Below are 23144 nucleotides of genomic sequence, written 5' to 3'. Positions count from 1 at the left end.
AGGGTCTCCTCCTTCGTCGGAGACCCTCACTCGCCTGAGCCTTCGGTCGCTCGCTGCGCTCGCTCATAGCGACGCCGCCTTCCGGGTGCGCCGGATCAGCAGGTATGCCGAGCCGAACGCCCAGCACGCGATCGCCACGGCATACCCGATGGTCCAGCCGGTGCCCGGGTGCGGCATGGACGCAGAGGGCGTCGGCTGGTGGAACGCGCCGCTGACGAACTCCGCGACGACGGTGAACGGGTTGAAGAGCGCGGCCGTGAGACCAAGGCCGCGGTGGTGGCTGTCGTATGCCGCACCCTGCACCGACGTCACGACCCCCGAGGTCAGCATCAGTGCGACGATGACCGCGGTGACGGCGAGCCCGGAGCGGGTGGTGATCGCCGAGACCATGCCGGAGAATGTCGCCAGCACGATGGCGAGGATCGCGACGCCGACGATCGCGGCCAGGTAGTTCTTGGTGTGCTCGCTGTGGTCGACCTTCGTGCTGAGCGCCGCGGCATACCAGATCGTCAGCGGTATGGCGATGACGGCGAACAGTGCCGTGGTGAGTGCTGCGAGCCGCATGAGTACGTAGGCCGTGCGGGACAGCGGTCGCGCGAAGTAGAGCACGATCGTGCGGTAGCGCAGGTCGCGTGCGAACAGCACCGGTGCCTGCGCGGCGGCGAAGACGGTGATCAGCAGTTGGGTCCAGTAGGGGAAGCCGAAATAGTTCGCCAGGGGCCCGAAGAGGTCCGCCTGGCTGGACAGCGACATCTTGTTCAGCTGCAGCAGCAACCCGGCCAGCACGAGCGCCGGCACCAGGAGGACGGCAGCGATCAGCCAGGGCATCACCTTCGATTTGCCCGAACGTCCCAGCCCGAAGCAGTGCCGCAGCGAGGTGAGGTAGAGGGACCAGGCGATCGCGCCGGTGCCCTGTCGTTTTCCGGTGAACGGCCGGAAACCGATGTCGTGGATGACGCCACGACCCGCGGGAGTCGTCATCGTTGCCCACCTCCCTGGGCGAAGACTTCTTCGAGGCTGTGGTGGACCTCTTGCAACCGCACCAGGCCGAGACCGTGCCCGGCCACGAGGTCGCGGATCAGGTCGAGGGTCTCCGGGCGGTCGATCCGGACCTCGATGCGGTCACCGACCGGCCACGCCTGCACCCCGCGCTCGACGAGGGCCTGACCGATGCGCTGATCGCTGCCCGGGGGACCGAGCACCTCCACGAGCACGTTACCGGTCGTCTCGGTCAGGTCCTGGGTGCGCTCGGAGCGCAACAGGTGGCCGGCGTCGATGACGATGACGTGGTCGACGGTGCGCTCGAGCTCGCCCAGCAGGTGGCTGGTCACCATCACCGAGATGCCGAAGTCGTGTCCGATGCGGCCGATCAGGTCGAGCATGTCGTCGCGTGCGCGGGGGTCCAAGCCGTTGGTCGGCTCGTCGAGCAGCACGAGTTGCGGGCTGTGCACGATGGTCTGGGCGAGCTTGGCGCGCTGCTTCATGCCGGTGGAATAACCGCCCATCGGGCGGTGGCGTTCCTCGGCGAGACCCACGTGCCGCAGCGCGTCGGACGTGCGCTCCCGGGCTGCGGCCCGCGGCAGCCCGGACATCATGGCCATGTGCATCACGAAGTCCGCCGCTGACACGTCCGCAGGCAGCACGTCGTGCTCGGGCATGTAGCCGACGCGCGCGCGAATCGCCGAACCCTGCGTGGCCGGATCGAGGCCCAGCACGCGCACCGCGCCACCGGTCGGGCGCAGCAGCCCGAGCAGCACCTTGATCAAGGTGGACTTGCCGGCGCCGTTGACACCGATCACACCGGTGATCCCTTCCGGCACGCTCAGGGTGAGATCATCGAGCGCACGCACCTGCCGGTATTGCATCGTCAGATGCTGTGTGTCGGCGACCCCCATGGGTGTGGAGCTTAACCGTGGTGCACCTCACGCGGCTCGATTTGGACCCTGTGGCCGTGTCTGGCAGACTGTTCAAGTTGCTTGACGTGCAGTGATCAGGTGCGTCGCCATACGACTCGGAGTGATCTGAGGCGGGCGAGCCCCGGCACTGCCGCCCCGAAAGCGCCCCGTTCGTCGCCAGACGAGCCATGCGGGCGAGGTCGGGAAACGCGAGTTACAGGTGCGGGACCAGTGGTCCTCGCCCGGCCATCCACGCCAGAACTGTCGGCGTCGTGCTGCGAAGCACGCGCGACACACCCGAGCGCGGGGGTCGGAGGCGAGTGCTGGGAGTGCGCCAACAGACCTAGTAAGTAAACGAGTACGGCGAGAGAGAGACACGGGCGAATGGCGGGACAGAAGATCCGCATCCGACTGAAGTCGTATGACCACGAGGTCATCGACAGCTCGGCGCGCAAGATTGTCGACACGGTCACTCGTGCCGGTGCAACGGTGGTCGGCCCGGTGCCGCTGCCGACGGAGAAGAACGTGTACTGCGTCATCCGGTCACCGCACAAGTACAAGGACAGCCGCGAGCACTTCGAGATGCGCACCCACAAGCGGCTCATCGACATTGTTGACCCGACGCCGAAGGCCGTCGACTCGCTGATGCGGCTCGACCTGCCGGCCGACGTCAACATCGAGATCAAGCTCTGATCGGAAGGGTTGACTCGACATGACTCACACCACTGAGCGTTCCGTGAAGGGCCTGCTGGGCGAGAAGCTCGGCATGACCCAGGTATGGGACGAGAACGGCCGGCTGATCCCGGTCACCGTCGTCCAGGCCGGCCCGTGCGTCGTCACCGCTGTGCGCGGCGAGGACGAGGGTTACCACGCGGTGCAGATCGGCTACGGTGCGATCGACCCGCGCAAGGTCACTAAGCCGCTGACCGGACACTTCGAGAAGGCCGGCGTGACGCCGCGCCGTCACCTCGCGGAGATCCGCACCTCCGACGCCGCCAGCTACGAGCTCGGCCAGGAAGTCACCGTCGCTGCCTTCGAGGCCGGCCAGACGGTCGACGCCGTCGGCACCACCAAGGGCAAGGGCTTCGCCGGCGTCATGAAGCGGCACGGCTTCGCCGGCGTCAGCTCCTCGCACGGTGCGCACCGCAACCACCGCAAGCCGGGTTCGATCGGCGCGTGCGCCACCCCCGGCCGCGTCTTCAAGGGCGTGCGTATGGCGGGCCGCATGGGCGGCGTGCGCCAGACCACCCAGAACCTCACGATCCACGCGATCGACGCCGACAAGGGCCTGCTGCTGATCAAGGGTGCCGTTCCCGGCCCCCGCGGTCACATCGTGCTGGTCAAGACCGCGGCGAAGTCGTCCGTCAAGGAGGCCTGAGCCAGATGACGACCGTTGACATCACCAGCGCCTCGGGCGCGAAGGCAGGCAGCGTCGAGCTGCCGGCCGAGGTCTTCGACGTGCAGACCAACGTGCCGCTGATCCACCAGGTTGTGGTGGCGCAGCTGGCTGCCGCACGTCAGGGCACCCACTCCACCAAGACCCGCGGCGAGGTTCGCGGTGGTGGCCGCAAGCCGTACCGCCAGAAGGGCACCGGCCGCGCCCGTCAGGGTTCGACCCGCGCACCGCAGTTCGCCGGCGGTGGCATCGTGCACGGCCCGAAGCCGCGCGACTACGCGCAGCGGACCCCCAAGAAGATGAAGGCCGCCGCACTGCGTGGCGCTCTGTCCGACCGGGCCCGGCACGACCGCATCCACGTGCTGAGCAGCGTGGTCGAGGGTGACACCCCGTCCACCAAGGCCGCAGCCGGCCTGCTGGGCGGACTGACCGAGCGCAAGAACCTCCTCGTGGTCCTCGGCCGCGACGAGCAGACCGCGCTGCTGTCGGTGCGCAACCTCGCCGACGTGCACGTGCTCTTCGCCGACCAGCTCAACACCTACGACGTGCTGTGCGCCGACGACCTGGTCTTCACCCAGGCTGCGCTGGAGCGCTTCCTGGCCGGCCCGGCCGCCGCGCAGCAGAGCGACAAGGACAAGTGACCATGACGCAACTGGGCAAGAACCCGCGCGACATCCTGATCGCGCCGGTCGTCTCGGAGAAGTCCTACGCCCTGCTCGACGAGGGCAAGTACACCTTCCTCGTCGACCCGCGGGCGAACAAGACCGAGATCAAGATCGCCGTCGAAGAGATCTTCGACGTCAAGGTCTCCTCGGTCCACACGATGAATCGGCAGGGCAAGACGCGTCGGACCCGCTTCGGCACCGGCAAGCGCAAGGACACCAAGCGCGCCATCGTCTCGCTCAAGGAAGGCGCGATCGACATCTTCGGCTCGCAGAGCTGACGATCGACCGCCGCAGACAAGACTCCTAAGGACAGACAATGGCTATCCGCAAGTACAAGCCGACGACGCCGGGCCGTCGTGGCTCGAGCGTGGCCGACTTCGCCGAGGTCACCCGCACCACGCCCGAGAAGTCGCTGGTGCGTCCCCTGCCGAAGACCGGCGGTCGCAACGCCTCGGGTCGCATCACGACTCGCCACATCGGTGGCGGTCACAAGCGTGCCTACCGCGTGATCGACTTCCGCCGCCTCGACAAGGACGGCATCCCCGCGAAGGTCGCACACATCGAGTACGACCCCAACCGCACCGCTCGCATCGCGCTGCTGCACTACGCAGACGGTGAGAAGCGCTACATCATCGCGCCGAACCGCCTCAAGCAGGGCGACCCGATCGAGAACGGCCCCGGCGCCGACATCAAGCCCGGCAACAACCTGCCGCTGCGCAACATCCCGACCGGCACCGTCGTGCACTGCATCGAGCTGCGGCCTGGTGGCGGCGCGAAGATCGCCCGCTCGGCCGGCGCGCGCGTGCAACTCGTGGCCAAGGATGGCCCCTACGCCCAGCTGCGTATGCCGTCCGGCGAGATCCGCAACGTCGACGTCCGCTGCCGCGCGACGGTCGGCGAGGTCGGCAACGCCGAGCAGAGCAACATCAACTGGGGCAAGGCCGGCCGCATGCGCTGGAAGGGCAAGCGCCCGACCGTTCGTGGTGTCGCGATGAACCCGGTGGACCACCCGCACGGTGGTGGTGAGGGCAAGACCTCCGGTGGTCGTCACCCGGTCAGCCCGTGGGGTCAGGCCGAGGGCCGCACCCGTCGCCCGAAGAAGGAGAGCGACAAGCTCATCGTGCGTCGCCGTCGTACTGGAAAGAAGCGGTAAGAAATGCCCCGTTCACTGAAGAAGGGCCCCTTCGTCGACGACCACCTCCAGAAAAAGGTGGACGCCCAGAACGAAGCTGGCACCAAGAACGTCATCAAGACCTGGTCCCGCCGGTCGATGATCACTCCCGACATGCTCGGCCACACGCTGGCCGTGCACGACGGCCGCAAGCACGTCCCGGTCTTCGTGACCGAGTCGATGGTCGGCCACAAGCTCGGTGAGTTCGCCCCGACTCGCACCTTCAAGGGTCACGAGAAGGACGACCGGAAGGGTCGCCGCCGCTGAGGCGGCGGGGTGAACTGCCGATGGCAAACAAGACTGAAACGAACGAAGGAACGACTGTGGAAGCCAAGGCGCAGGCTCGGTTCGTCCGGGTGACGCCGACCAAGGCCCGCCGCGTTGTGGACCTGGTGCGTGGCAAGAACGCCCAGGAGGCGATCAACGTGCTCACCTTCGCGCCCCAGGGTGCGAGCGAGCAGGTCCTCAAGGTGCTCAACAGCGCCATCGCCAACGCCCGCCAGAAGGCGGACCAGGCGTCGGTCGCGTTCGACGAGCGGCTGCTGGTCGTCAGCGAGGCGTATGTCGACGAAGGGCCGACCATGAAGCGGTTCCGTCCGCGTGCGCAGGGTCGCGCCAGCCGCATCCTCAAGCGCACGAGCCACATCACGTTGCACGTTGCCCAGCCCGAGCGAAAGGACGGTGGCCGCTGATGGGTCAGAAGGTCAACCCGAACGGTTTCCGTCTCGGCATCACGACGGACCACAAGAGCCGCTGGTTCGCCGACTCGTCCAAGCCGGGTCAGCGCTACCGCGACTACGTCAAGGAAGACGTCGCGATCCGGGGTCTGATGTCGACCGGCATGGAGCGCGCCGGCATCAGCAAGGTCGAGATCGAGCGCACCCGTGACCGCGTGCGCGTCGACATCCACACGGCGCGCCCGGGCATCGTCATCGGCCGCCGCGGCGCCGAGGCCGACCGCCTGCGTGGCTCGCTGGAGAAGCTGACCGGCAAGCAGGTGCAGCTGAACATCCTCGAGGTCAAGAACCCCGAGATCGACGCTCAGCTGGTCGCCCAGGGCATCGCCGAGCAGCTGTCGGCTCGCGTGAACTTCCGTCGCGCCATGCGCAAGGGCATGCAGACGGCCGAGCGCGCCGGTGCCAAGGGCATCCGGGTCATGGTCTCCGGGCGGCTGAACGGCGCCGAGATGAGCCGCACCGAGTTCTACCGCGAAGGCCGGGTGCCGCTGCACACGCTGCGCGCGAACATCGATTACGGGTTCTACGAGGCCCGCACCACCTTCGGCCGCATCGGCGTGAAGGTCTGGATCTACAAGGGCGACCTGACCGCCAAGGAGCTGGCGCGCGAGCAGGCTGCGGCCCCGAGCCGTCCCGCACGTGGCCGTCGTGACGACCGTCGCGGCGGTGGCCGTGACGACCGTCGCGGTGGCACCCGTAGCCGTCGTGACGCAGCTGCTGAGGCCCCGGTCGCCGAAGACGCCGTCGTCGCGGCACCCGCCGCGACGACCGAGGGAGCTGAAGCCTGATGTTGATTCCCCGTCGTGTGAAGCACCGCAAGCAGCACCACCCCCGTCGCCGCGGTATGGCGAAGGGTGGCACCGCTGTGTCGTTCGGTGACTACGGCATCCAGGCACTGGAGCCGGCATACGTCACCAACCGGCAGATCGAGTCCGCTCGTATTGCCATGACCCGCTACATCAAGCGTGGCGGAAAGGTCTGGATCAACATCTACCCGGACCGTCCGCTCACCAAGAAGCCGGCCGAAACCCGCATGGGTTCCGGTAAGGGCTCGCCCGAGTGGTGGATCGCCAACGTGAAGCCGGGCCGGGTCATGTTCGAGCTGTCCGGTGTGTCCGAGGAAGTTGCTCGTGAGGCGATGCGCCTGGCGATGCACAAGCTGCCGATGAAGTGCCGCTTCGTCGCGCGTGAAGGTGGTGACATCTGATGGCAGTGGGTTCGAAGGAACTGCGCCCCGCAAAGCTGCGGGAGCTGGACGACGCAGCACTGGCCGACGAGCTGGGCAAGGCGAAGCAGGAGCTGTTCAACCTGCGCTTCCAGTCGGCGACCGGCCAGCTGGAGAACAACTCGCGGCTGCGTGCGGTCCGCAAGGACATCGCCCGCATCTACACCGAGCTGCGCGAGCGTGAGCTCGGCATCGGTCGCGCGCAGGAGAAGACCGAAGCATGAGTGACGAGAACAAGGAAGCAACTGTGACCGAGGCCAAGGAAGCGGGCGAGCGCAACTACCGCAAGACCCGCCAGGGCTACGTCGTCAGCGACAAGATGCAAAAGACCGTCGTGGTCGAGGTCGAGGACCGCGTCAAGCACGCCCTCTACGGCAAGGTGCAGCGCAAGACCGCACGGCTGAAGGCGCACGACGAGAACAACGAAGCCGGTGTCGGCGACCGCGTGCTGATCATGGAGACCCGTCCGCTGTCGGCGCAGAAGCGCTGGCGCGTCGTCGAGATCCTCGAGAAGGCCAAGTAAGAAGACCCACCAAGTTCCTCCCCCGCTTCGCTCCTCCGGATACTTGGCGGGGGCCCCGAACGAGGTACACATCGTTCGCGCGGCATGGACGGTTTCCGTTCCGGTCTCGCGCACCACCGCGGTGGCAACACCGCAACCAACATTGACCGTTCCACAAGGCTCGCTTCGGGCGAGAACCAGTGAGACGACAGGAGAAGAAACGTGATCCAGCAGGAGTCGCGACTGCGCGTCGCCGACAACACCGGTGCCAAGGAGATCTTGTGCATCCGGGTTCTCGGTGGCTCGGGACGTCGCTACGCCGGCATCGGTGACACCATCGTGGCGACCGTCAAGGACGCCATCCCGGGCGGCAACGTCAAGAAGGGCGATGTGGTCAAGGCCGTTGTCGTGCGCACCCGCAAGGAGAAGCGCCGCCCGGACGGCAGCTACATCAAGTTCGACGAGAACGCAGCGGTCATCCTCAAGAGCGACGGTGACCCGCGCGGCACCCGCATCTTCGGCCCGGTGGGCCGTGAGTTGCGCGACAAGAAGTTCATGAAGATCATCTCGCTGGCGCCGGAGGTGCTGTAGCCGATGGCAGGCAAACCGAAGCTGAAGATCAAGAAGAATGACCTGGTCCAGGTCATTTCCGGCAAGGACAAGGGCCTGCAGGGCAAGGTCATCTCGGTCGACCCTGAGCGCCAGCGCGTGCTGGTCGAGGGCGTCAACCGGATCACCAAGCACGTCAAGGCCGGTCAGCCGGGTGGCGGCGCTGGTGGCATCGAGGTCACCGAGGCGCCGATCCACGTGAGCAACGTGATGATCGTGGACCCGGAGACAGGCAAGCCGACCCGCATCCGCATCCGTGAGGACCAGGTGGAGCGTGACGGTCGGACCAAGACCGTGCGCACCCGCGTGGCGGTCAAGTCCGGAAAGGACCTCTGAAGATGACTGCGACCACCACCGAAAAGGTGGCGCCCCGCCTCAAGGCGCGCTACCAGTCCGAGATCAAGGGTCAGCTGCAGGACGAGTTCCAGTTCGCCAACGTCATGCAGGTGCCGACGGTGACCAAGGTTGTCGTCAACATGGGTGTCGGCGACGCCGCCCGTGACTCCAAGCTGATCGAGGGCGCCATCAAGGACCTCGCGGCGATCACCGGTCAGAAGCCGGCCGTCACCAAGGCCCGCAAGTCGATCGCGCAGTTCAAGCTGCGTGAGGGTATGCCGATCGGCGCGCACACCACGCTGCGCGGCGACCGCATGTGGGAGTTCCTGGACCGCCTGGTGTCGATCGCACTGCCGCGCATCCGCGACTTCCGCGGCCTGTCGCCCAAGCAGTTCGACGGCAACGGCAACTACACCTTCGGGCTGACCGAGCAGTCGGTGTTCTACGAGATCGACCAGGACAAGATCGACCGCGTGCGCGGTATGGACATCACGGTCGTCACCACCGCGAGCAACGACGACGAAGGCCGGGCGCTCCTGAAGCACCTCGGCTTCCCCTTCAAGGAGAACTGAGCATGGCCAAGAAAGCCCTGGTCAACAAGGCCGACAAGAAGCCGAAGTTCGCGGTGCGCGGCTACACCCGCTGCCAGCGCTGCGGCCGCCCGCACTCGGTCTACCGCAAGTTCGGCCTGTGCCGGATCTGCCTGCGCGAGATGGCGCACCGCGGCGAACTGCCCGGCGTCACCAAGTCCAGCTGGTGACATCACCCCACGAAGTTTCTCCTCCGCTTCGCTCCCCGAACACTACGCGGGGGCCTCGATGTGGAGCACGGATCTTCGTGAGGCGCGTCCCCAGCACATCCAGCAACACACCACGTACCAACGACACCGAAGGTCCGCACCGGCTCCGAGCCAGCAGAAACCACGGTGAGAAGGGCAAGTGCCCACGATGACCATGACCGACCCGATCGCGGACATGCTGACCCGCGTCCGGAACGCCAACTCGGCGCACCACGACTCGGCGACCATGCCGCACAGCAAGCTCAAGACGCACATCGCCGAAATCCTCCAGACGGAGGGTTACATCGCCGGTTTCCGCGTCGAGGGCGAGGGCGTCGACAAGACGCTCACGATCGACCTGAAGTACGGCCCCAACCGGGAGCGCTCCATCGCCGGCGTCCGCCGCGTGAGCAAGCCCGGCCTGCGGGTCTACGCCAAGTCCACCAACCTGCCCAAGGTGCTCGGTGGTCTCGGCGTTGCCATCCTGTCCACATCGTCCGGCCTGCTGACCGACAAGCAGGCGGCGAGCAAGGGTGTTGGCGGGGAAGTCCTCGCCTACGTCTGGTGACCCGGAACAGTTAAGGAGAGATTCAGATGTCGCGTATCGGACGTCTTCCCGTTCCGGTGCCCAGCGGTGTCGAGGTGAAGATCGACGGCCAGGCGGTCGCGGTCAAGGGCCCCAAGGGCCAGCTCGAGCTCACCGTGCCGGAGCCCATCAGCGTCGCCCAGGGCGACGACGGCGTGATCACTGTCACGCGCCCCAACGATGAGCGTGAATCGCGGTCGCGCCACGGCCTGACCCGGAGCCTCATCAACAACATGGTCGTCGGTGTGACCGACGGCTTCACCAAGAAGCTGGAGATCCACGGCACGGGTTACCGCGTGACCGCCAAGGGTTCGGACCTCGAGTTCGCCCTCGGTTACAGCCACCCGATCCTGGTCAAGGCTCCGCAGGGCATCACCTTCGCGGTCGAGAACCCCACCCGGTTCTCGGTCAGCGGTGTCGACAAGCAGCAGGTCGGCGAGGTTGCCGCCAACATCCGCAAGTTGCGCAAGCCCGACCCCTACAAGGCGAAGGGTGTCCGCTACGAGGGCGAGCACATCCGTCGCAAGGTCGGAAAGGCTGGTAAGTAAGCCATGGCAAAGATTGTGAAGCGTTCCACGAGCAAGGCCGCGGCCCGCGCTCGGCGCCACTTCCGGCTGCGCAAGCGCCTGTCGGGCACGGCCGAGCGTCCCCGCCTGGTCGTCAACCGCTCCTCCCGTCACGTGTTCGTGCAGGTCGTCGACGACACCGTCGGCAAGACCGTCGCGTCCGCGTCGACGATGGAGGCGGACCTGCGCGCGCTCGACGGTGACAAGACCGCCAAAGCCCGCAAGGTCGGCGAGCTCGTCGCCGAGCGCGCGAAGGCAGCCGGAGTCGACGCCGTCGTCTTCGACCGTGGCGGCAACAAGTACGCCGGTCGGGTCGCCGCCATCGCGGACGGCGCCCGGGAAGGCGGACTGACACTGTAATGGCAACGTTCAACGTCGAAATGAGGAAGCACTGATGCCTGGACCCCAGCGTCGAGGCGCTGCCGGCACCGGCAGCAGCTCGAACGACAACACCAGCAACGACCGTCGCGACAACCGTCGCGGGGGCCGGGACAACGACCGCGGCGGACGCCGTGGTGGTGACGACCGCAACCAGTACCTCGAGCGCGTCGTCACCATCAACCGGGTCGCCAAGGTCGTCCAGGGTGGCCGCCGCTTCAGCTTCACCGCGCTCGTGGTCGTCGGTGACGGCCAGGGCACCGTCGGTGTCGGATACGGCAAGGCCAAGGAAGTTCCCGCTGCGATCGCCAAGGGCGTCGAGGAAGCGAAGAAGTCGTTCTTCCGTGTCCCGATGATCGGCGGCACAATCCCTCACCCGGTCCAGGGTGAGGCCGCAGCCGGCGTCGTTCTGCTTCGCCCGGCCAGCCCCGGTACCGGTGTCATCGCCGGCGGTCCGGTGCGCGCCGTCCTGGAGTGCGCCGGCATCCACGACGTGCTGTCCAAGTCACTCGGCTCGGACAACGCGATCAACATCGTGCACGCGACCGTGACCGCGCTGAAGGAGCTGGAGCGCCCGGAGGCCGTCGCGGCTCGCCGTGGGCTGCCGCTCGACCAGGTCGTGCCGGCCCGCATGCAGCACGCCATGGCGGACGCTGCGGCGGCCGCGCAGGGCGAGAAGGCAGGTGCCTGATGGCCACGACACTCGTGGTGACCCAGATCCGTTCGGAGATCGGTGGCAAGCGCCAGCACCGGGAGACCCTGCGGTCCCTCGGTCTGAAGCGGATCGGCCACACGGTCGAGAAGCCGGACAGCCCGGAGGTCCGCGGCATGGTTCGTGCGGTCCGTCACCTGGTGACGGTCGAGGAGAAGTGAAGATGAGCGCCGACCTGAGTGAGGAAACGAGCGAAGCGGGGCCCGGAGCGAAGGAAAGAGGCGCGACGGAAAGTATGACTGAAGAGAAAACGCATGCACTGAAGGTGCACCACCTGCGTCCGGCCCCCGGAGCCAAGACCGCCAAGACCCGCGTGGGTCGCGGTGAAGGCTCCAAGGGCAAGACCGCCGGTCGTGGCACCAAGGGCACCAAGGCCCGCTACCAGGTGCCGGAGAGCTTCGAGGGTGGCCAGACGCCGCTGCACATGCGGCTGCCGAAGATGCGGGGCTTCAAGAACCCGTTCAAGGTGACCTTCCAGGTCGTCAACCTCGACAAGATCTCGGCGCTGTTCCCCGAAGGCGGCGACGTCGCCGTCGCGGACCTGGTCGCCAAGGGCGCGGTCCGCAAGGGCCAGCCGGTCAAGGTGCTTGGCACCGGCGAGATCACCGTCGCGGTGAACCTCACCGTGGACAAGTTCTCGGCCTCGGCCAAGGAAAAGGTCGAGGCAGCGGGCGGCTCGATCACCGCTGCGTGATCGTGGTCCTCGCGCCCCGGACGCCCCGAGGGAACGACGAGAGCGGCACTCTCGTTCTTCCCGCGGGGCGTTCGTGCGCTTCCGGTCCGGCGGCTGCGCCGGGGCCGGTCCGCCCAACTGCACTCCCCAACGGCTCGCGCCGCGAGTCGGCCAGGTAATCTCTGGCCAAGCCCAGCTGAAATTCCGGCCCGCCCGCCCATGACGCGGACCGGCCGGCCCGATGGTTCCGTCCACCCGGACGAGAGCCGCCGGGATCGTCACGGCGCCACACCTTCCCGAGCGGGCAGGTCGGCCCAGGAGGACTCACCTTGCTCAACGCTCTCGGCCGCGCGTTCCGCACGCCCGACCTGCGGAACAAGATCCTGTTCACGCTCGCGATCGTCGCCGTCTTCCGGCTGGGCTCTCACATTCCTGCGCCAGGCATCGACTACAAGCAGGTGCAGCTCTGTCAGCAGGGCTCCGGCGGGCAGCAGTCGCTGCTCGGCCTGGCCAACCTGTTCTCCGGCGGCGCGCTGCTGCAGCTGTCGATCTTCGCGCTCGGGATCATGCCCTACATCACCGCCACGATCATCGTGCAGCTGCTGACGGTCGTGATCCCCAAGTTCGAGCAGCTGAAGAAGGAGGGGCAGGCCGGTCAGACCAAGATGACGCAGTACACGCGCTATCTGACCATCGGCCTGGCCATCCTGCAGTCCTCGACGCTGGTGACCGCAGTGCACAACAACCCGCAGTCGATCCTGGGCAACGGTCCGGCCTGCGCCAACATCATGACCGACGGCGCCTGGCCGACCCTGGTCATCATGGTGCTGAGCTTCACCGCGGGCACCGGCCTGATCATGTGGCTCGGCGAGCAGGTCACCGAGAAGGGTGTCGGCCAGGGTATGTCGCTGCTGATCCTGGTCTCGGTCGCCGCGCGCGTGCCGTCCGAGATCTGGTCGATCCACACCCAGGGCTGGGGCAAGTTCTTCCTGGTCGTGGTGATGAGCCTGGTCATCCTGACCGTGGTGGTCTACGTCGAGAACTCCATCCGCCGCGTCCCGGTGCAATACGCCAAGCGGATGATCGGCCGCCGGATGTATGGCGGGACGTCCACCTACATCCCGCTCAAGGTCAACATGGCCAACGTGATCCCGATCATCTTCGCCAGCTCCCTGCTGTCGTTGCCGGTCATGGTCGCGCAGTTCACCAATCCGCAGACCAACCCGCATCAGGCGGCGTGGGCGACCTGGGTGTTCAACAACCTGGCCAAGAGCGACCACCCGTCATACATGATCGTCTACACCGTGCTGAACGTCTTCTTCACGTTCTTCTACGTGTCGATCACCTATCAGCCCGACGAGGTTGCGGACGGGCTGAAGCAGTCGGGCTCGTTCATCCCGGGGGTCCGCGCCGGCAAGGCGACGGCGAAGTACATCAACTATGTGCTGACCCGGATCACCGTTGGCGGTGCGATCTATCTGGCGATCATCGCGCTGATTCCGCTGATCGCGCTCGCCTTGGTGGGTACCAACCAGAACTTCCCGTTCGGTGGCGCATCCATCATCATCCTCGTAGGTGTCGGTCTCGATACCGTCAAGCAGGTTGACTCCAAGCTGCAGCAGCATCACTACGAAGGGTTCTTGAGATAATGCGCCTCATCATTCTGGGACCGCCGGGAGCCGGCAAGGGAACGCAGGCCGAGCACATCGCGCAGCGCTGCGGCATCCCGCACATCTCCACCGGAGACATCTTCCGCGACAACATCCGCCGCGAGACCGAGCTCGGCACCAGGGTGAGCAGCATCTTGGCCGCCGGTGGTTACGTGCCGGACGAGGTCACCAACGAGATCGTCGCTGACCGGCTCGCCCAGGATGATGCCCGCGAGGGGTTCCTCCTCGACGGCTACCCGCGCACCGTCGGGCAGGTCGAGGCGCTCGACACGCTGCTGTCCGGTTGGGGGCATGGCCTGGACGCGGTGCTGGAGTTGCAGGTGCCGGAGCAGGAGCTGGTCTCCCGGCTGCTCAAGCGTGCTGAAACCAGCGGCCGCAGCGACGACACCGAGGAAGTCATCCGCGAGCGTCAGCGCGTTTACCGCGCGGAAACCGAACCCCTGGTGCGCGTCTATACCGAGCGACGGCTGGTCGTCGAGATCGACGGTGTCGGCGAACTCGACGAAGTGACCGACCGGATCGCCGCCGCGCTGGACGCGTTGCCGCGGGCCTGATGTTCGGCCGGGAGAAGCTGCCGGTCAAGACGCCGCAGCAGATCCGGCTGATGCGGCGCGCCGGCGTGGTCGTCGGAGAGTGCCTGGAACTGCTCGCGGGCTCCGCCCGGGCGGGTATGACGACAGGGGCGCTGGACTCGCTCGCCGAGGAGTTCATCCGCGCCCAGGGCGGCATTCCGAGCTTCCTGGGCTATCACGGGTTTCCGGGCACGCTATGCGTGTCGGTCAACGACGAGGTCGTGCACGGCATACCGGGGTCGCGTGTCCTGGCCGACGGCGATTTGGTCTCGATCGACTGCGGCGCGATCGTCGAGGGCTGGCACGGCGATGCCGCGATCACGGTCGTGGTCGGCGGGGATGCCGCGGCTCGGCCGGAGGACCTGCAGTTGACCGCGGCGACCCGGCGGGCGCTGTGGGCCGGCATCGCCGCGCTGCGGCCGGGCATCGGCATCTATGAGCTCGGCGGTGTGATCGAGGATTCGGTGATGGCCAGCGGTCACGCCGACGGGCGCGATTACGGCATCCTGGACGGTTATACCGGGCACGGCATCGGCACCGAGATGCACATGGAGCCGACGGTCTACAACGAGCGGGTGCGGCCCACGGGTCCGGTGGTGCGGACCGGCGCGACGGTCGCCATCGAGCCGATGCTGACGCTCGGCACCTACGAGTCGCACGAGCTGGCCGACGAGTGGACGGTCGTGACCGAGGACGGATCGCGTGCCGCGCACTGGGAGCACACAGTCGCCGTCACCGATGGCGGGCTGTGGGTGCTGACCGCGCCGGACGGTGGCGCAGCCGACCTGGCTGCGGCCGGCGCGGCATACGCCCCGCTGGACTGATCGCGCTCACCGCGACCGGGAGTCGAACCATTCGGCCGGGTCGACTCGTTCGGCGATCGAGCCCATCCGGCGCTGATTGGCCGCGATCTCGCGCACGGCCTTGGTGATGGTGGACCGGTCGATCGGGGAGAGCCGGTCGAGCGCCATGACGTCGGTGGGGCGCAAATCGCCCGCGAGCTGGCGCAGCTGGTAACGCAGGCGGACCCGCTGGAGCACCTCGAACACGTCGATCAAGGTGGCGGCGTTCACTTCGGGCAGCATCAGCCCGCGGCCGCCGGCGTCGCGCAGCCGCGCGGTGGTCGGCAGCGCCGCCGACCCGGTGACCAGCGCCGCCCACCGGGCGATGTTGATGACCGGCACCAGCGCGTGCTCCTTGATGTCGAACGTCCCGGCCCGCCGGGCCAGGACAGCGCCGAGCGAATGCAGCCGGGCGCGCTTGGACAGCGACTCGCTGAGCAGCAGCCGCATGGTCGTGGGGTGTGCCCGTATGTCGGCGAAAACCTTGGTGACAGTGGACAATCCGGGGTCGCCGTGCACCGGTCGCGCGTCGACCATCAGCGACGTCATGATGGCGCCCTGCTCGGCCACCGGGTCGGCCATCCAGGTGCGGCTGGCCGCGCGCCACTGCGCGGTGGTGCGGGCGAACGGCGCGCGGGCAGCGGTCGCGCCGTGCGGATCCGAGGGTATGCCGGCCCGCTCGACCAGTTCCAGCACCTCCGCGAACGCGGCCCGGTAGGCGCCCTGCTGCTCGTCGTTCAGCTGGTGCCGGAAGGCGACGGCCGAGTCGAGGTCGGAGCTGAGCACCGCCTCGCCGCGTGCGGTGCCGCCGAGCACGAACCAGGTGAACGCGTCGAGGTCGAGCTGCGGGTGCCGCGCGAAGGTCAGCACCAGCGCGCGCCGGACCACCGCGTCGACGGTCGCCGAATAGACGGACGTCACCTTGCTGGTCGCCAGGCCGCGTTCGAGCAGGCCGTCGACCATGCAGGGCACGCCCTGGCTGCGGGCGACCAGTTCGTCGGCTGTCGGTGCCTGGGCGAGCTGCTGCCGCAGCGCGATGTCGCCGCTCGACCCGGAGACGGCGAAGTCGGCGGGTTCCACCGCGCCGCGCATCCGGCCGTCCTGGTCGAGCACGAGCAGGAACTGCGCTGAGCGGTCGAGCAGGGTGATCAGCGCGCCCGCCGCCGACTCGCCCAGGTGGGTGGTCGCCGCCGGGTGGTCCATGACCTGGGAGGCGGGCGCATCCATCGGCGCGCCGTCGACGATCACCCGGATGCGCAGCGACCGGTCCGTCACGATGCCCCAGCTGTCGTCCGGCAGCTGCACCGCGGCATATCGCACGCCGTGCTCGGTCATCCGGCGCGCGACCTCACGGGCCGGGGCGTCGGGGGTGACGATCAGCGGCGGGTTGACGATCAGGTCGTCGACGACCTGGTATGACGAGTCGTGCAAGGGCCCGCCGCCCTGCGACAGCGCGATCTGCTCGGCGAGGAACTTCGCACCCGAGGTCGTCGAGAACGCCGTCGTCACCTGCTCGGCCGGCACGAACGCCGTGCTGGACGGCGCCAGCGCGACCGCCTTCGGGCCGATCAGGCGTCCGGTGAGCATTGCCGAGAAGCCGAAAACCCCTCCGGCGCCGATGAGTTCCTGCGCGTCGTGGCCGAGCGCGTCGCGCGAGTTCCACAACCCGACACGTCCGGACAGCACCACGAAGAGACCTTCGGCAGGCTCACGGAAACCGTCGACGACGGTGTCGCCCACGGCATACGTGCGCTGGGTCGCCGCCTGCGCGATGGCGGCGACGGCCGCTTCGTCCAGAGCGTCGAATGGCGGGTTCTCGGCGAGGAAACTCGCCAGCTCATCCGGTGTCACGTCCGACATCGTGCCAGCGTCCGGCCTCGCGTGGTGTCCAGTGGGTGGTCAGGTGAGCGCAAAGCGCCCATCTGGGGCCCTGCTGCGCCATACTGCTCAGCATTCTCCCAGAGGGTCCGGGCCGTCCGGCGCGGACCGTTCGGAGGGGGAGGAAGGAGAACATCGATGACCGACACCGCGGAGGCTGCGAGCGGCAGCCTGGATGCCGAGCAAGTCGGCTACGAACAATCGCTGGGCAAACGCCAGGTGCAGATGATCGCCATCGGCGGCGCCATCGGCACTGGCCTCTTCCTGGGATCGGCGACCCGGCTGCACTCGGTCGGCCCGGCGCTGGTGGTCAGCTACGCCATTACCGGCATCATCGCCTACCTGCTGATGCGTGCGCTGGGGGAGCTGGTGCTGCACCGGGCCACCTCGGGGGCGTTCGTGTCCTACATGCGCGAATTCTTCGGTGAGCGCTGGGCGTTCATCACCGGCTGGATGTACTGGCTCAACTGGGCGCTGACCGGCATCGCCGAGCTCTCGGCGGTCGCCCTCTACGTCCAGCACTGGTGGCCGAGCTTCCCCAAGCCGGTCTCGGTGCTGATCGGCCTGGCCGTCGTGCTGGTCGTCAACCTGTTGTCCGCGGCGGCCTTCGGCGAGTTCGAGTTCTGGGCTGCGATCGCCAAGGTCGGCGCCATCGTCGTGTTCCTGGTGGTCGGTCTGGTGATGGTCATCGGTCAGTTCAAGATCGGTGACCACCGGGCGGGCATCAGCAACCTGTGGAGCAACGCCGGCGGGTTCTGGCCGTCACACGGCGGGCCGGACCTGACGTCGTCATACAACTGGTACGGTCCGCTGCTCGTCCTGTCCGGCGTGGTCTTCGCGTACGCCGCGATCGAGCTGGTCGGTGTCGCGGCCGGTGAGATGAAGGACGCCGCGACCGAGGTGCCCAAGGCGGTCAACGCGGTCATCTTCCGCATCGGCGTCTTCTACTGCGGGTCGATCCTGCTGCTGGCCTGCATGCTGCCGACCAGCGTCTACGGCACCAACCCCAAGACGGGTGACACCGAATCGCCGTTCGTCACGGTCTTCGGCAAGATGGGCATGAACTGGATGGGCGACGTGATCCAGATCGTGCTGATCATCGCGGCCATGAGCTCGCTCAACTCCGGTCTCTATTCGACCGGCCGCGTGCTGCGCAGCCTGGGGATGTCCAAGGAAGCTCCGAAGTTCACCCTCAAGATGAGCAAGTCCGGTGTTCCGTGGGCCGGCATCATGATGACCGCGGTCGTCTACGTCTTCGGTGCGGTGCTCAATCTCTTCGACGCGTCCGCGTTCGAGACGGCGCTCGGTGCGACCTCGATCTGCATCCTGTTCACCTGGGGCACGATCTTCGCCTGCCAGCTGCAGCTGCGACATCTGGTCAACAAGGGCGTGATCGAGCGAAGTCCGTTCCAGATGCCGGGACATCCGTGGACAAGCATCATCGGCCTGGCGTTCCTCGGATACGTGCTGATCGCACTGGCCATCTCGGGATGGCAGGAGAGCACGCAGTTCTGGAAGAAGACCGATTTCCTGGTGGTCGTCTTCGGACTCCCCGTCATCGTCGTGCTGCTCGCCATCGGGTGGACGGCGGTCCGCAAGGCTGTCAGCGCCGATCGCGGCGGGCAACTCGGGCCGTACTGGACCGAGGAGGGTCCCGCGCCAGGGATGGACCTGCCGAAGTCGGTGCTGGCGTCGGCTGAGCGTGCGGCCGGCACCGAGGGCCGGGCCGAGGAGGAGGAGTCATGAGAATCCGCGGTATGACGGCCGTAGCCGGCGTGATCGCGCTCGCGTTCGCCGCCGCCGGGTGCAGCAGCAGCTCGTCCGGCGGCGGTCCGGTGAAGCCGACCTACGTCTGCAAGCTGTCCGGCAAGGGCAAGACACTCAAGGTCGGCATCGACACCGACCAGCCGGGTCTGGGCTATCAGGACAGCCAGGAGATCCACGGCCTGGACGCCGACATCGCGCGCTGCGTTGCCGGCGAACTCGGTTATGGCTCAGTCGATTTCGTGCCGACCAACGCGCCAGACCGGGAGAAGGTGCTGGAGAACGGCACGGTGCAGATGGTGGCCGCGACGTTCAGTATGACGGCGGCGCGCGAGCAGCAGGTGAGCTTCGCCGGGCCCTACTTCGTCACGGGTCAGGCGGTGATGGTGCGCACCGAGTCACCGATCAAGGGCGTGCAGGACCTGGCCGGCAAGAAGGTCTGCTCGGTCACCGGCACCACCTCGGTGGACAACCTGTTGGCCAAGCAGCCGAAGCTGGTGCCCGAGAAGTACAACTCCTTCACGCGGTGCGCGCTCGACCTCGCCGACGGCAAGGTCGACGCCATGACGACCGACGAGGCGATCCTGGCCGGCTATTCCGCCCAGCAGCAGTACGCCGGCAAGTTCAAGATCGTCGGCTCGACGTTCAGCGTGGAGAAGTACGGCCTCGGGCTGAAACACGGCGATCCCGCTTGCCAGCAGACGGCCAAGGCGTTGCAGAAGGTCATCGACGACGGCACCTGGAAGAAGATCGTCAAGAACAACCTCGGCAACTTCGCCTACGACAAGAGCCAGAACCCGCCGAAGAAGGTCAGTTGCGTGTGAGCTGACGGCTCATCGCGGGACGACGACACATGCGTCGTCAACGATCCAGGCCTCCCAGCCCGGCTGGGGGGCCTGGCCGTGTCCTGGGTCGCAGCCGACGAGGCGCGCGCCGCTGGGCAGCGTGATCGTTTCGATCCCCGCACCAGTGTCGGCCCGCAGCGCCGCACCGAAGGCGTCGGTGCGCGGTCGCCCGGTGCGGAAGTCCGTGACGGAGGAGTGACCGTGCACCTGGTCGAACGGCATACCCGGCTCGCCCGACCACCAACTGCTCGCCACCTCCGATCCTGCCTCCGCCCAGAGCGGACCGGCGGCGGGGTCGGGTGCCCCGCCGCCGAGCATGGTGCCACTGCGGAAGAGCGCCTCGTGCGTCTGGCGGCCGAGTTGATGTAGAGCCTGTGCCGTATGGCGTGCGTCGCCGGATCCCAGCCACTCCCAATAGCCCCGGGTCAGTCCGGCATGGGTGGCCAGGATCGCGCGGTCCGGTGTCTCGATCACTGCAGCCGCAACCATTTTCGCGGTGTTCCACCAGCGCACCAGGGAGTTGGCCGGGCTGCCCACGAGGAGCTCGGGCCAGTCGAAGTCCGGCTCGCGCAGGTATTGCGCCTCGTGGTTGCCGGCCAGTTGCACCCAGCGGCCGGGCTGCTCCACCAGCAGGCGATCGACGAACTCCACGACACCGGGGGAGTCAGGTCCGCGATGCACGAGGTCACCGACCTGCACGATGATCAGCCCGGGCGGCACCTCCCACGTCCCGGGCGAAACCCCGAGGCGGACGAGCAGGTCCTGCAGCGGTCCCAGATGACCGCCGACATCCCCGATGACGGCGACGCGACTACGGTGCTCGCTCCGCTCGCTCATCGGGTCAGCCTCGCACGCCGCGGCTGCCTCGTGCTGCGCGGGTTATTCGTTTACCATCCGGCTCAGAGGCTTGTTCTGACGGATCAGTTGGTTCCGCGGTAGGGGGAGCGCATGGCATACCGGCCCGTCCCGGCAGCGAGTCCGGCCGGTCCGCCCGGCACCGGCACTCGCAACGCGCTGATCGCCGCCATCGTCGTGTTCGTCCTGATCATCGGCGGTGGCCTTGTCTACATCGTGCACCGACCGGCCGGAGCACCCAGGTCAGCCCGCCGACGAATTCGTCCACCAGCCGGACCACTCGCACGGGCGCGCCACGGCCGGCCACCAGCACACCGCAGAGCCCGGCGCCGCAGACCTCGCCCGCGTCGGACGTCGCACCGACACCGGGAGCGCCGTCACCGGCGCCGACCAGCGACGCGGAAGCGACCCAGCAACTGAACGCCTGGGCGGACGCCGACGAACGCCGCTCTCCGCACAACTCCAAGTGGCAGGTCGTGCTCGACTCGAAGTACGTCGGTGTCGCCGACCTGCAGCAGCAGGCGACTCCCTTCACCGCCCTGGACATTTGGCAGCAGTTCCAGGGATACCGCCAGCAGTTCGCCGCGGACTCCGGCAAGTTCCGGGTGCTGCGCAGCACCGACTACGGCAACCAGAGCCGGCTGGACCACACCTACTGGGTCGCGATGCTGATGTTCAACTTCGACACTCAGGGCGAAGCGTTGTCGTGGTGTCAGAAGCAGTTCCACCAGACCGGGATGGCGCTGCAGGAATACTGCATCGAGGCGCAGTACTCCGCACCGACCAGCTAGACGCCTCCGCGTCCAGCGCCGCCGTGGTCCGCCGATTTGGGGCGCTCGCAGGTCGGCGGTAGACTAGCCGTTCGGGTCTGGAGTGTCTGCATTGTGCGGCGGCCGGCCACCACCTCCTGGTTCGGGGTTCGCCCCAAGCAGTGGGGTCGGTGTGTGTCCGGATGTGGTGCGCGCAGCGTCATACCCACGCAATCAGGGGCGTTCTCAACCGGAGAATGCCTCGCCGAGAATCAGTTAGGAAGGCATGGCCAAGAAGGACGGTGTCATCGAGATCGAGGGCACGATCGTCGAGGCCCTCCCGAACGCAATGTTCCGGGTGGAGCTGACCAACGGTCACAAGGTGCTCGCGCACATCTCCGGCAAGATGCGACAGCACTACATCCGGATCCTCCCCGAGGACCGCGTGGTGGTGGAGCTCAGCCCGTATGACCTGACCCGCGGCCGGATCGTCTTCCGCTACCGCTGATTCTTTCGGCACGTTCGCAACTCGCTGCCGCCCGCGGCAGCCCGACTTCAAGACAAAAGGTGCGATGAAGGTCCAGCCGAGCGTCAAGAAGATCTGCGACAAGTGCAAGGTGATCCGCCGCAACGGGCGGGTCATGGTGATCTGCGAGAACGCTCGCCACAAGCAGCGTCAGGGCTGATCACCCGCACGACTCGCGTTCTTCGCCAGGACGCACAAGAGCACAACTGAACATTTCGATTCGCGTGACCCACACCTCCCGTCATCCGTATGACGGGAACGTCACCCCGGGTGTAGAGGCCCGGGACCCAGCAACCAGCCACTCCGGCTGACGCGGGAACGGCCACGCACCAGACCTCTACGAGACAACAGGAGAAATGCCTGATGGCACGTTTGATCGGTGTCGACCTGCCGCGCGAGAAGCGCGTCGAGGTCGCACTCACCTACATTTTCGGGGTCGGGAAGACCCGCGCCGACGAGACGCTGGCCGCAACCGGCGTCAACCCGGACACCCGTGTCCGTGACCTCTCCGAGGACGAAGTCGTCAAACTGCGTGACTACCTCGAGGGCAACTACCGCCTCGAAGGTGACCTGCGCCGTGAGATCGCCTCCGACATTCGCCGCAAGGTCGAAATCGGTTCCTACCAGGGCCTGCGCCACCGCCGGGGTCTGCCCGTGCACGGCCAGCGCACCAAGACCAACGCCCGCACCCGCAAGGGTCCGAAGCGCACGGTCGCCGGTAAGAAGAAGGCCAAGTAATCCCGTCGCCTCTGCGACAGGGACACCTCACACTCTTTCGTCTTTAGTTTTCAGGAGAATTCATGCCTCCCAAGAGCCGTCAGGCTGGCGCCAAGAAGGTGCGCCGCAAGGAGAAGAAGAACGTCGCTGCGGGTCACGCTTACATCCGCAGCACCTTCAACAACACCATCGTCTCGATCACCGACCCGAGTGGCGCCGTGATCTCGTGGGCGTCGGCCGGTCAGGTCGGCTTCAAGGGCTCGCGCAAGTCGACCCCATATGCCGCGCAGATGGCCGCCGAGGCCGCCGCGCGCCGCGCGATGGACCACGGCATGCGCAAGGTCGACGTGTTCGTCAAGGGCCCGGGTTCGGGCCGCGAGACCGCCATCCGTTCGCTGGCCGCTGCCGGCCTCGAGGTCGGCACCATCGCCGACGTCACCCCGCAGCCGCACAACGGTGTCCGCCAGCCCAAGCGTCGTAGCTGAGCGACCAGACTT

Annotated in this window: 37 protein-coding genes; 31 read left to right on the top strand and 6 right to left on the bottom strand. The window is 67.3% G+C overall.

Translation table 11 applies throughout. The annotated features are described in order from the left end of the window. Positions 1-63: 63 nt before the first annotated feature. Entirely contained in the window at positions 64-981 is a 918-nt protein-coding gene (locus tag EFY87_RS10455) for an ABC transporter permease (RefSeq protein WP_123271432.1), read from the bottom strand. Continuing rightward, positions 978-1895: an ABC transporter ATP-binding protein gene (locus EFY87_RS10450; RefSeq protein WP_123271431.1), complete on the bottom strand. Its 918-nt coding sequence runs from the start codon at positions 1893-1895 to the stop codon at positions 978-980. Before EFY87_RS10450 ends, EFY87_RS10455 begins: the two co-directional genes overlap by 4 nt. A 384-nt stretch (positions 1896-2279) precedes the next feature. On the opposite strand from EFY87_RS10450, the gene rpsJ reads away from it, so the two are divergent. The 24 genes from rpsJ (at position 2280) to map (ending at position 15295) form a co-directional block, all read left to right on the top strand. Then, the gene (gene rpsJ / locus EFY87_RS10445; protein WP_114930053.1) at positions 2280-2588 is read left to right on the top strand and encodes a 30S ribosomal protein S10; all 309 of its coding nucleotides are present in this window, start codon (positions 2280-2282) and stop codon (positions 2586-2588) included. A 19-nt stretch (positions 2589-2607) separates the two neighbouring features. After that, complete coding sequence (gene rplC, locus EFY87_RS10440; RefSeq protein ID WP_181445472.1) at positions 2608-3273, top strand: 50S ribosomal protein L3; 666 nt, start codon at positions 2608-2610, stop codon at positions 3271-3273. Between the two features lie 5 nt (positions 3274-3278). Next, positions 3279-3932: a 50S ribosomal protein L4 gene (rplD, locus tag EFY87_RS10435; protein WP_123271430.1), complete on the top strand. Its 654-nt coding sequence runs from the start codon at positions 3279-3281 to the stop codon at positions 3930-3932. Between the two features lie 2 nt (positions 3933-3934). Continuing rightward, positions 3935-4234 carry a 50S ribosomal protein L23 gene (gene rplW / locus EFY87_RS10430; RefSeq protein WP_123271429.1) on the top strand — a complete coding sequence of 100 codons (300 nt, stop codon included), beginning with the start codon at positions 3935-3937 and terminating at the stop codon, positions 4232-4234. A 38-nt stretch (positions 4235-4272) separates the two neighbouring features. After that, positions 4273-5109 carry a 50S ribosomal protein L2 gene (rplB, locus tag EFY87_RS10425; RefSeq protein WP_123271428.1) on the top strand — a complete coding sequence of 279 codons (837 nt, stop codon included), beginning with the start codon at positions 4273-4275 and terminating at the stop codon, positions 5107-5109. 3 nt (positions 5110-5112) lie between these two features. After that, positions 5113-5394, top strand: coding sequence for a 30S ribosomal protein S19 (rpsS, locus tag EFY87_RS10420; RefSeq protein WP_123271427.1), 282 nt, complete (start codon positions 5113-5115; stop codon positions 5392-5394). 56 nt (positions 5395-5450) lie between these two features. Continuing rightward, a complete protein-coding gene (gene rplV / locus EFY87_RS10415) occupies positions 5451-5819 on the top strand; it encodes a 50S ribosomal protein L22 (RefSeq protein WP_123271426.1) in 369 nt (122 codons plus the stop codon). Next, positions 5819-6652 (top strand): 30S ribosomal protein S3, encoded by an 834-nt coding sequence (gene rpsC, locus EFY87_RS10410; protein ID WP_123271425.1) that lies wholly within the window; start codon positions 5819-5821, stop codon positions 6650-6652. Before rplV ends, rpsC begins: the two co-directional genes overlap by 1 nt. Next, positions 6652-7071, top strand: coding sequence for a 50S ribosomal protein L16 (gene rplP, locus EFY87_RS10405; RefSeq protein ID WP_123271424.1), 420 nt, complete (start codon positions 6652-6654; stop codon positions 7069-7071). The genes rpsC and rplP overlap by 1 nt, the downstream gene beginning before the upstream one ends. After that, positions 7071-7313, top strand: a complete 243-nt coding sequence (gene rpmC / locus EFY87_RS10400) for a 50S ribosomal protein L29 (RefSeq protein ID WP_281276195.1) — start codon at positions 7071-7073, stop codon at positions 7311-7313. The genes rplP and rpmC overlap by 1 nt, the downstream gene beginning before the upstream one ends. Next, positions 7310-7612: a 30S ribosomal protein S17 gene (gene rpsQ, locus EFY87_RS10395; RefSeq protein WP_123271423.1), complete on the top strand. Its 303-nt coding sequence runs from the start codon at positions 7310-7312 to the stop codon at positions 7610-7612. Before rpmC ends, rpsQ begins: the two co-directional genes overlap by 4 nt. 201 nt (positions 7613-7813) lie before the next feature. Beyond that, the gene (rplN, locus tag EFY87_RS10390; protein WP_123271422.1) at positions 7814-8182 is read left to right on the top strand and encodes a 50S ribosomal protein L14; all 369 of its coding nucleotides are present in this window, start codon (positions 7814-7816) and stop codon (positions 8180-8182) included. Between the two features lie 3 nt (positions 8183-8185). Continuing rightward, positions 8186-8536 (top strand): 50S ribosomal protein L24, encoded by a 351-nt coding sequence (gene rplX, locus EFY87_RS10385; RefSeq protein ID WP_123271421.1) that lies wholly within the window; start codon positions 8186-8188, stop codon positions 8534-8536. Between the two features lie 2 nt (positions 8537-8538). Further along, entirely contained in the window at positions 8539-9108 is a 570-nt protein-coding gene (rplE, locus tag EFY87_RS10380) for a 50S ribosomal protein L5 (RefSeq protein WP_123271420.1), read from the top strand. A 2-nt stretch (positions 9109-9110) separates the two neighbouring features. Further along, the gene (locus tag EFY87_RS10375) at positions 9111-9296 is read left to right on the top strand and encodes a type Z 30S ribosomal protein S14 (RefSeq protein WP_123271419.1); all 186 of its coding nucleotides are present in this window, start codon (positions 9111-9113) and stop codon (positions 9294-9296) included. A gap of 187 nt (positions 9297-9483) precedes the next feature. Next, the gene (gene rpsH, locus EFY87_RS10370) at positions 9484-9882 is read left to right on the top strand and encodes a 30S ribosomal protein S8 (RefSeq protein ID WP_123271418.1); all 399 of its coding nucleotides are present in this window, start codon (positions 9484-9486) and stop codon (positions 9880-9882) included. Positions 9883-9908: 26 nt separating this feature from the next. Beyond that, positions 9909-10448, top strand: coding sequence for a 50S ribosomal protein L6 (gene rplF, locus EFY87_RS10365; RefSeq protein WP_123271417.1), 540 nt, complete (start codon positions 9909-9911; stop codon positions 10446-10448). A gap of 3 nt (positions 10449-10451) precedes the next feature. Beyond that, positions 10452-10826 (top strand): 50S ribosomal protein L18, encoded by a 375-nt coding sequence (rplR, locus tag EFY87_RS10360; protein WP_123271416.1) that lies wholly within the window; start codon positions 10452-10454, stop codon positions 10824-10826. A gap of 34 nt (positions 10827-10860) precedes the next feature. Further along, the gene (gene rpsE, locus EFY87_RS10355) at positions 10861-11535 is read left to right on the top strand and encodes a 30S ribosomal protein S5 (protein ID WP_123271415.1); all 675 of its coding nucleotides are present in this window, start codon (positions 10861-10863) and stop codon (positions 11533-11535) included. Beyond that, positions 11535-11717: a 50S ribosomal protein L30 gene (rpmD, locus tag EFY87_RS10350; RefSeq protein WP_123271414.1), complete on the top strand. Its 183-nt coding sequence runs from the start codon at positions 11535-11537 to the stop codon at positions 11715-11717. Before rpsE ends, rpmD begins: the two co-directional genes overlap by 1 nt. Positions 11718-11791: 74 nt before the next feature. Then, entirely contained in the window at positions 11792-12250 is a 459-nt protein-coding gene (gene rplO / locus EFY87_RS10345) for a 50S ribosomal protein L15 (RefSeq protein WP_123271413.1), read from the top strand. A 308-nt stretch (positions 12251-12558) separates the two neighbouring features. Next, positions 12559-13878 (top strand): preprotein translocase subunit SecY, encoded by a 1320-nt coding sequence (gene secY / locus EFY87_RS10340; RefSeq protein WP_123271412.1) that lies wholly within the window; start codon positions 12559-12561, stop codon positions 13876-13878. After that, complete coding sequence (locus tag EFY87_RS10335) at positions 13878-14453, top strand: adenylate kinase (protein WP_123271411.1); 576 nt, start codon at positions 13878-13880, stop codon at positions 14451-14453. The genes secY and EFY87_RS10335 overlap by 1 nt, the downstream gene beginning before the upstream one ends. Next, positions 14453-15295 carry a type I methionyl aminopeptidase gene (gene map, locus EFY87_RS10330; protein WP_123271410.1) on the top strand — a complete coding sequence of 281 codons (843 nt, stop codon included), beginning with the start codon at positions 14453-14455 and terminating at the stop codon, positions 15293-15295. The genes EFY87_RS10335 and map overlap by 1 nt, the downstream gene beginning before the upstream one ends. Before the next feature lie 6 nt (positions 15296-15301). On the opposite strand, the gene EFY87_RS10325 is transcribed toward map, so the two are convergent. After that, the gene (locus EFY87_RS10325) at positions 15302-17173 is read right to left on the bottom strand and encodes a putative nucleotidyltransferase substrate binding domain-containing protein (protein ID WP_123271409.1); all 1872 of its coding nucleotides are present in this window, start codon (positions 17171-17173) and stop codon (positions 15302-15304) included. A 156-nt stretch (positions 17174-17329) separates the two neighbouring features. On the opposite strand from EFY87_RS10325, the gene EFY87_RS10320 reads away from it, so the two are divergent. Together EFY87_RS10320 and EFY87_RS10315 are read left to right on the top strand one after the other, a co-directional pair. Next, positions 17330-18937, top strand: coding sequence for an amino acid permease (locus EFY87_RS10320; RefSeq protein ID WP_220093595.1), 1608 nt, complete (start codon positions 17330-17332; stop codon positions 18935-18937). A gap of 11 nt (positions 18938-18948) precedes the next feature. After that, the gene (locus tag EFY87_RS10315) at positions 18949-19779 is read left to right on the top strand and encodes a glutamate ABC transporter substrate-binding protein (protein WP_158607583.1); all 831 of its coding nucleotides are present in this window, start codon (positions 18949-18951) and stop codon (positions 19777-19779) included. Positions 19780-19788: 9 nt separating this feature from the next. Here EFY87_RS10315 and EFY87_RS10310 read toward each other — a convergent pair whose 3' ends face one another. The 3 genes from EFY87_RS10310 to EFY87_RS10305 form a co-directional block, all read right to left on the bottom strand. Further along, on the bottom strand, positions 19789-20637 hold the full coding sequence (locus EFY87_RS10310; RefSeq protein WP_123271407.1) for a metallophosphoesterase: 849 nt from the start codon (positions 20635-20637) through the stop codon (positions 19789-19791). An 83-nt stretch (positions 20638-20720) separates the two neighbouring features. After that, positions 20721-20849: a hypothetical protein gene (locus EFY87_RS21140; RefSeq protein ID WP_281276194.1), complete on the bottom strand. Its 129-nt coding sequence runs from the start codon at positions 20847-20849 to the stop codon at positions 20721-20723. Next, on the bottom strand, positions 20846-21121 hold the full coding sequence (locus EFY87_RS10305) for a hypothetical protein (RefSeq protein WP_123271406.1): 276 nt from the start codon (positions 21119-21121) through the stop codon (positions 20846-20848). Before EFY87_RS10305 ends, EFY87_RS21140 begins: the two co-directional genes overlap by 4 nt. A gap of 10 nt (positions 21122-21131) precedes the next feature. On the opposite strand from EFY87_RS10305, the gene EFY87_RS10300 reads away from it, so the two are divergent. From EFY87_RS10300 to rpsK, 5 genes are all read left to right on the top strand, one after another. Further along, complete coding sequence (locus EFY87_RS10300) at positions 21132-21446, top strand: hypothetical protein (protein WP_123271405.1); 315 nt, start codon at positions 21132-21134, stop codon at positions 21444-21446. A gap of 244 nt (positions 21447-21690) precedes the next feature. Next, complete coding sequence (infA, locus tag EFY87_RS10295; protein WP_006946284.1) at positions 21691-21912, top strand: translation initiation factor IF-1; 222 nt, start codon at positions 21691-21693, stop codon at positions 21910-21912. 64 nt (positions 21913-21976) lie between these two features. Continuing rightward, a complete protein-coding gene (gene rpmJ, locus EFY87_RS10290) occupies positions 21977-22090 on the top strand; it encodes a 50S ribosomal protein L36 (RefSeq protein WP_019286332.1) in 114 nt (37 codons plus the stop codon). A 203-nt stretch (positions 22091-22293) separates the two neighbouring features. Beyond that, the gene (gene rpsM / locus EFY87_RS10285) at positions 22294-22668 is read left to right on the top strand and encodes a 30S ribosomal protein S13 (protein WP_123271404.1); all 375 of its coding nucleotides are present in this window, start codon (positions 22294-22296) and stop codon (positions 22666-22668) included. A gap of 62 nt (positions 22669-22730) precedes the next feature. Beyond that, on the top strand, positions 22731-23132 hold the full coding sequence (gene rpsK, locus EFY87_RS10280; protein WP_123271403.1) for a 30S ribosomal protein S11: 402 nt from the start codon (positions 22731-22733) through the stop codon (positions 23130-23132). Positions 23133-23144 lie beyond the last annotated feature (12 nt).

Source organism: Flexivirga caeni (genome assembly GCF_003724155.1).
Taxonomy (GTDB): Bacteria; Actinomycetota; Actinomycetes; order Actinomycetales; family Dermatophilaceae; genus Flexivirga; species Flexivirga caeni.
The sequence above is the reverse complement of the archived record's forward strand: the minus strand, read 5'-3'. Positions and strand labels throughout refer to the sequence as shown.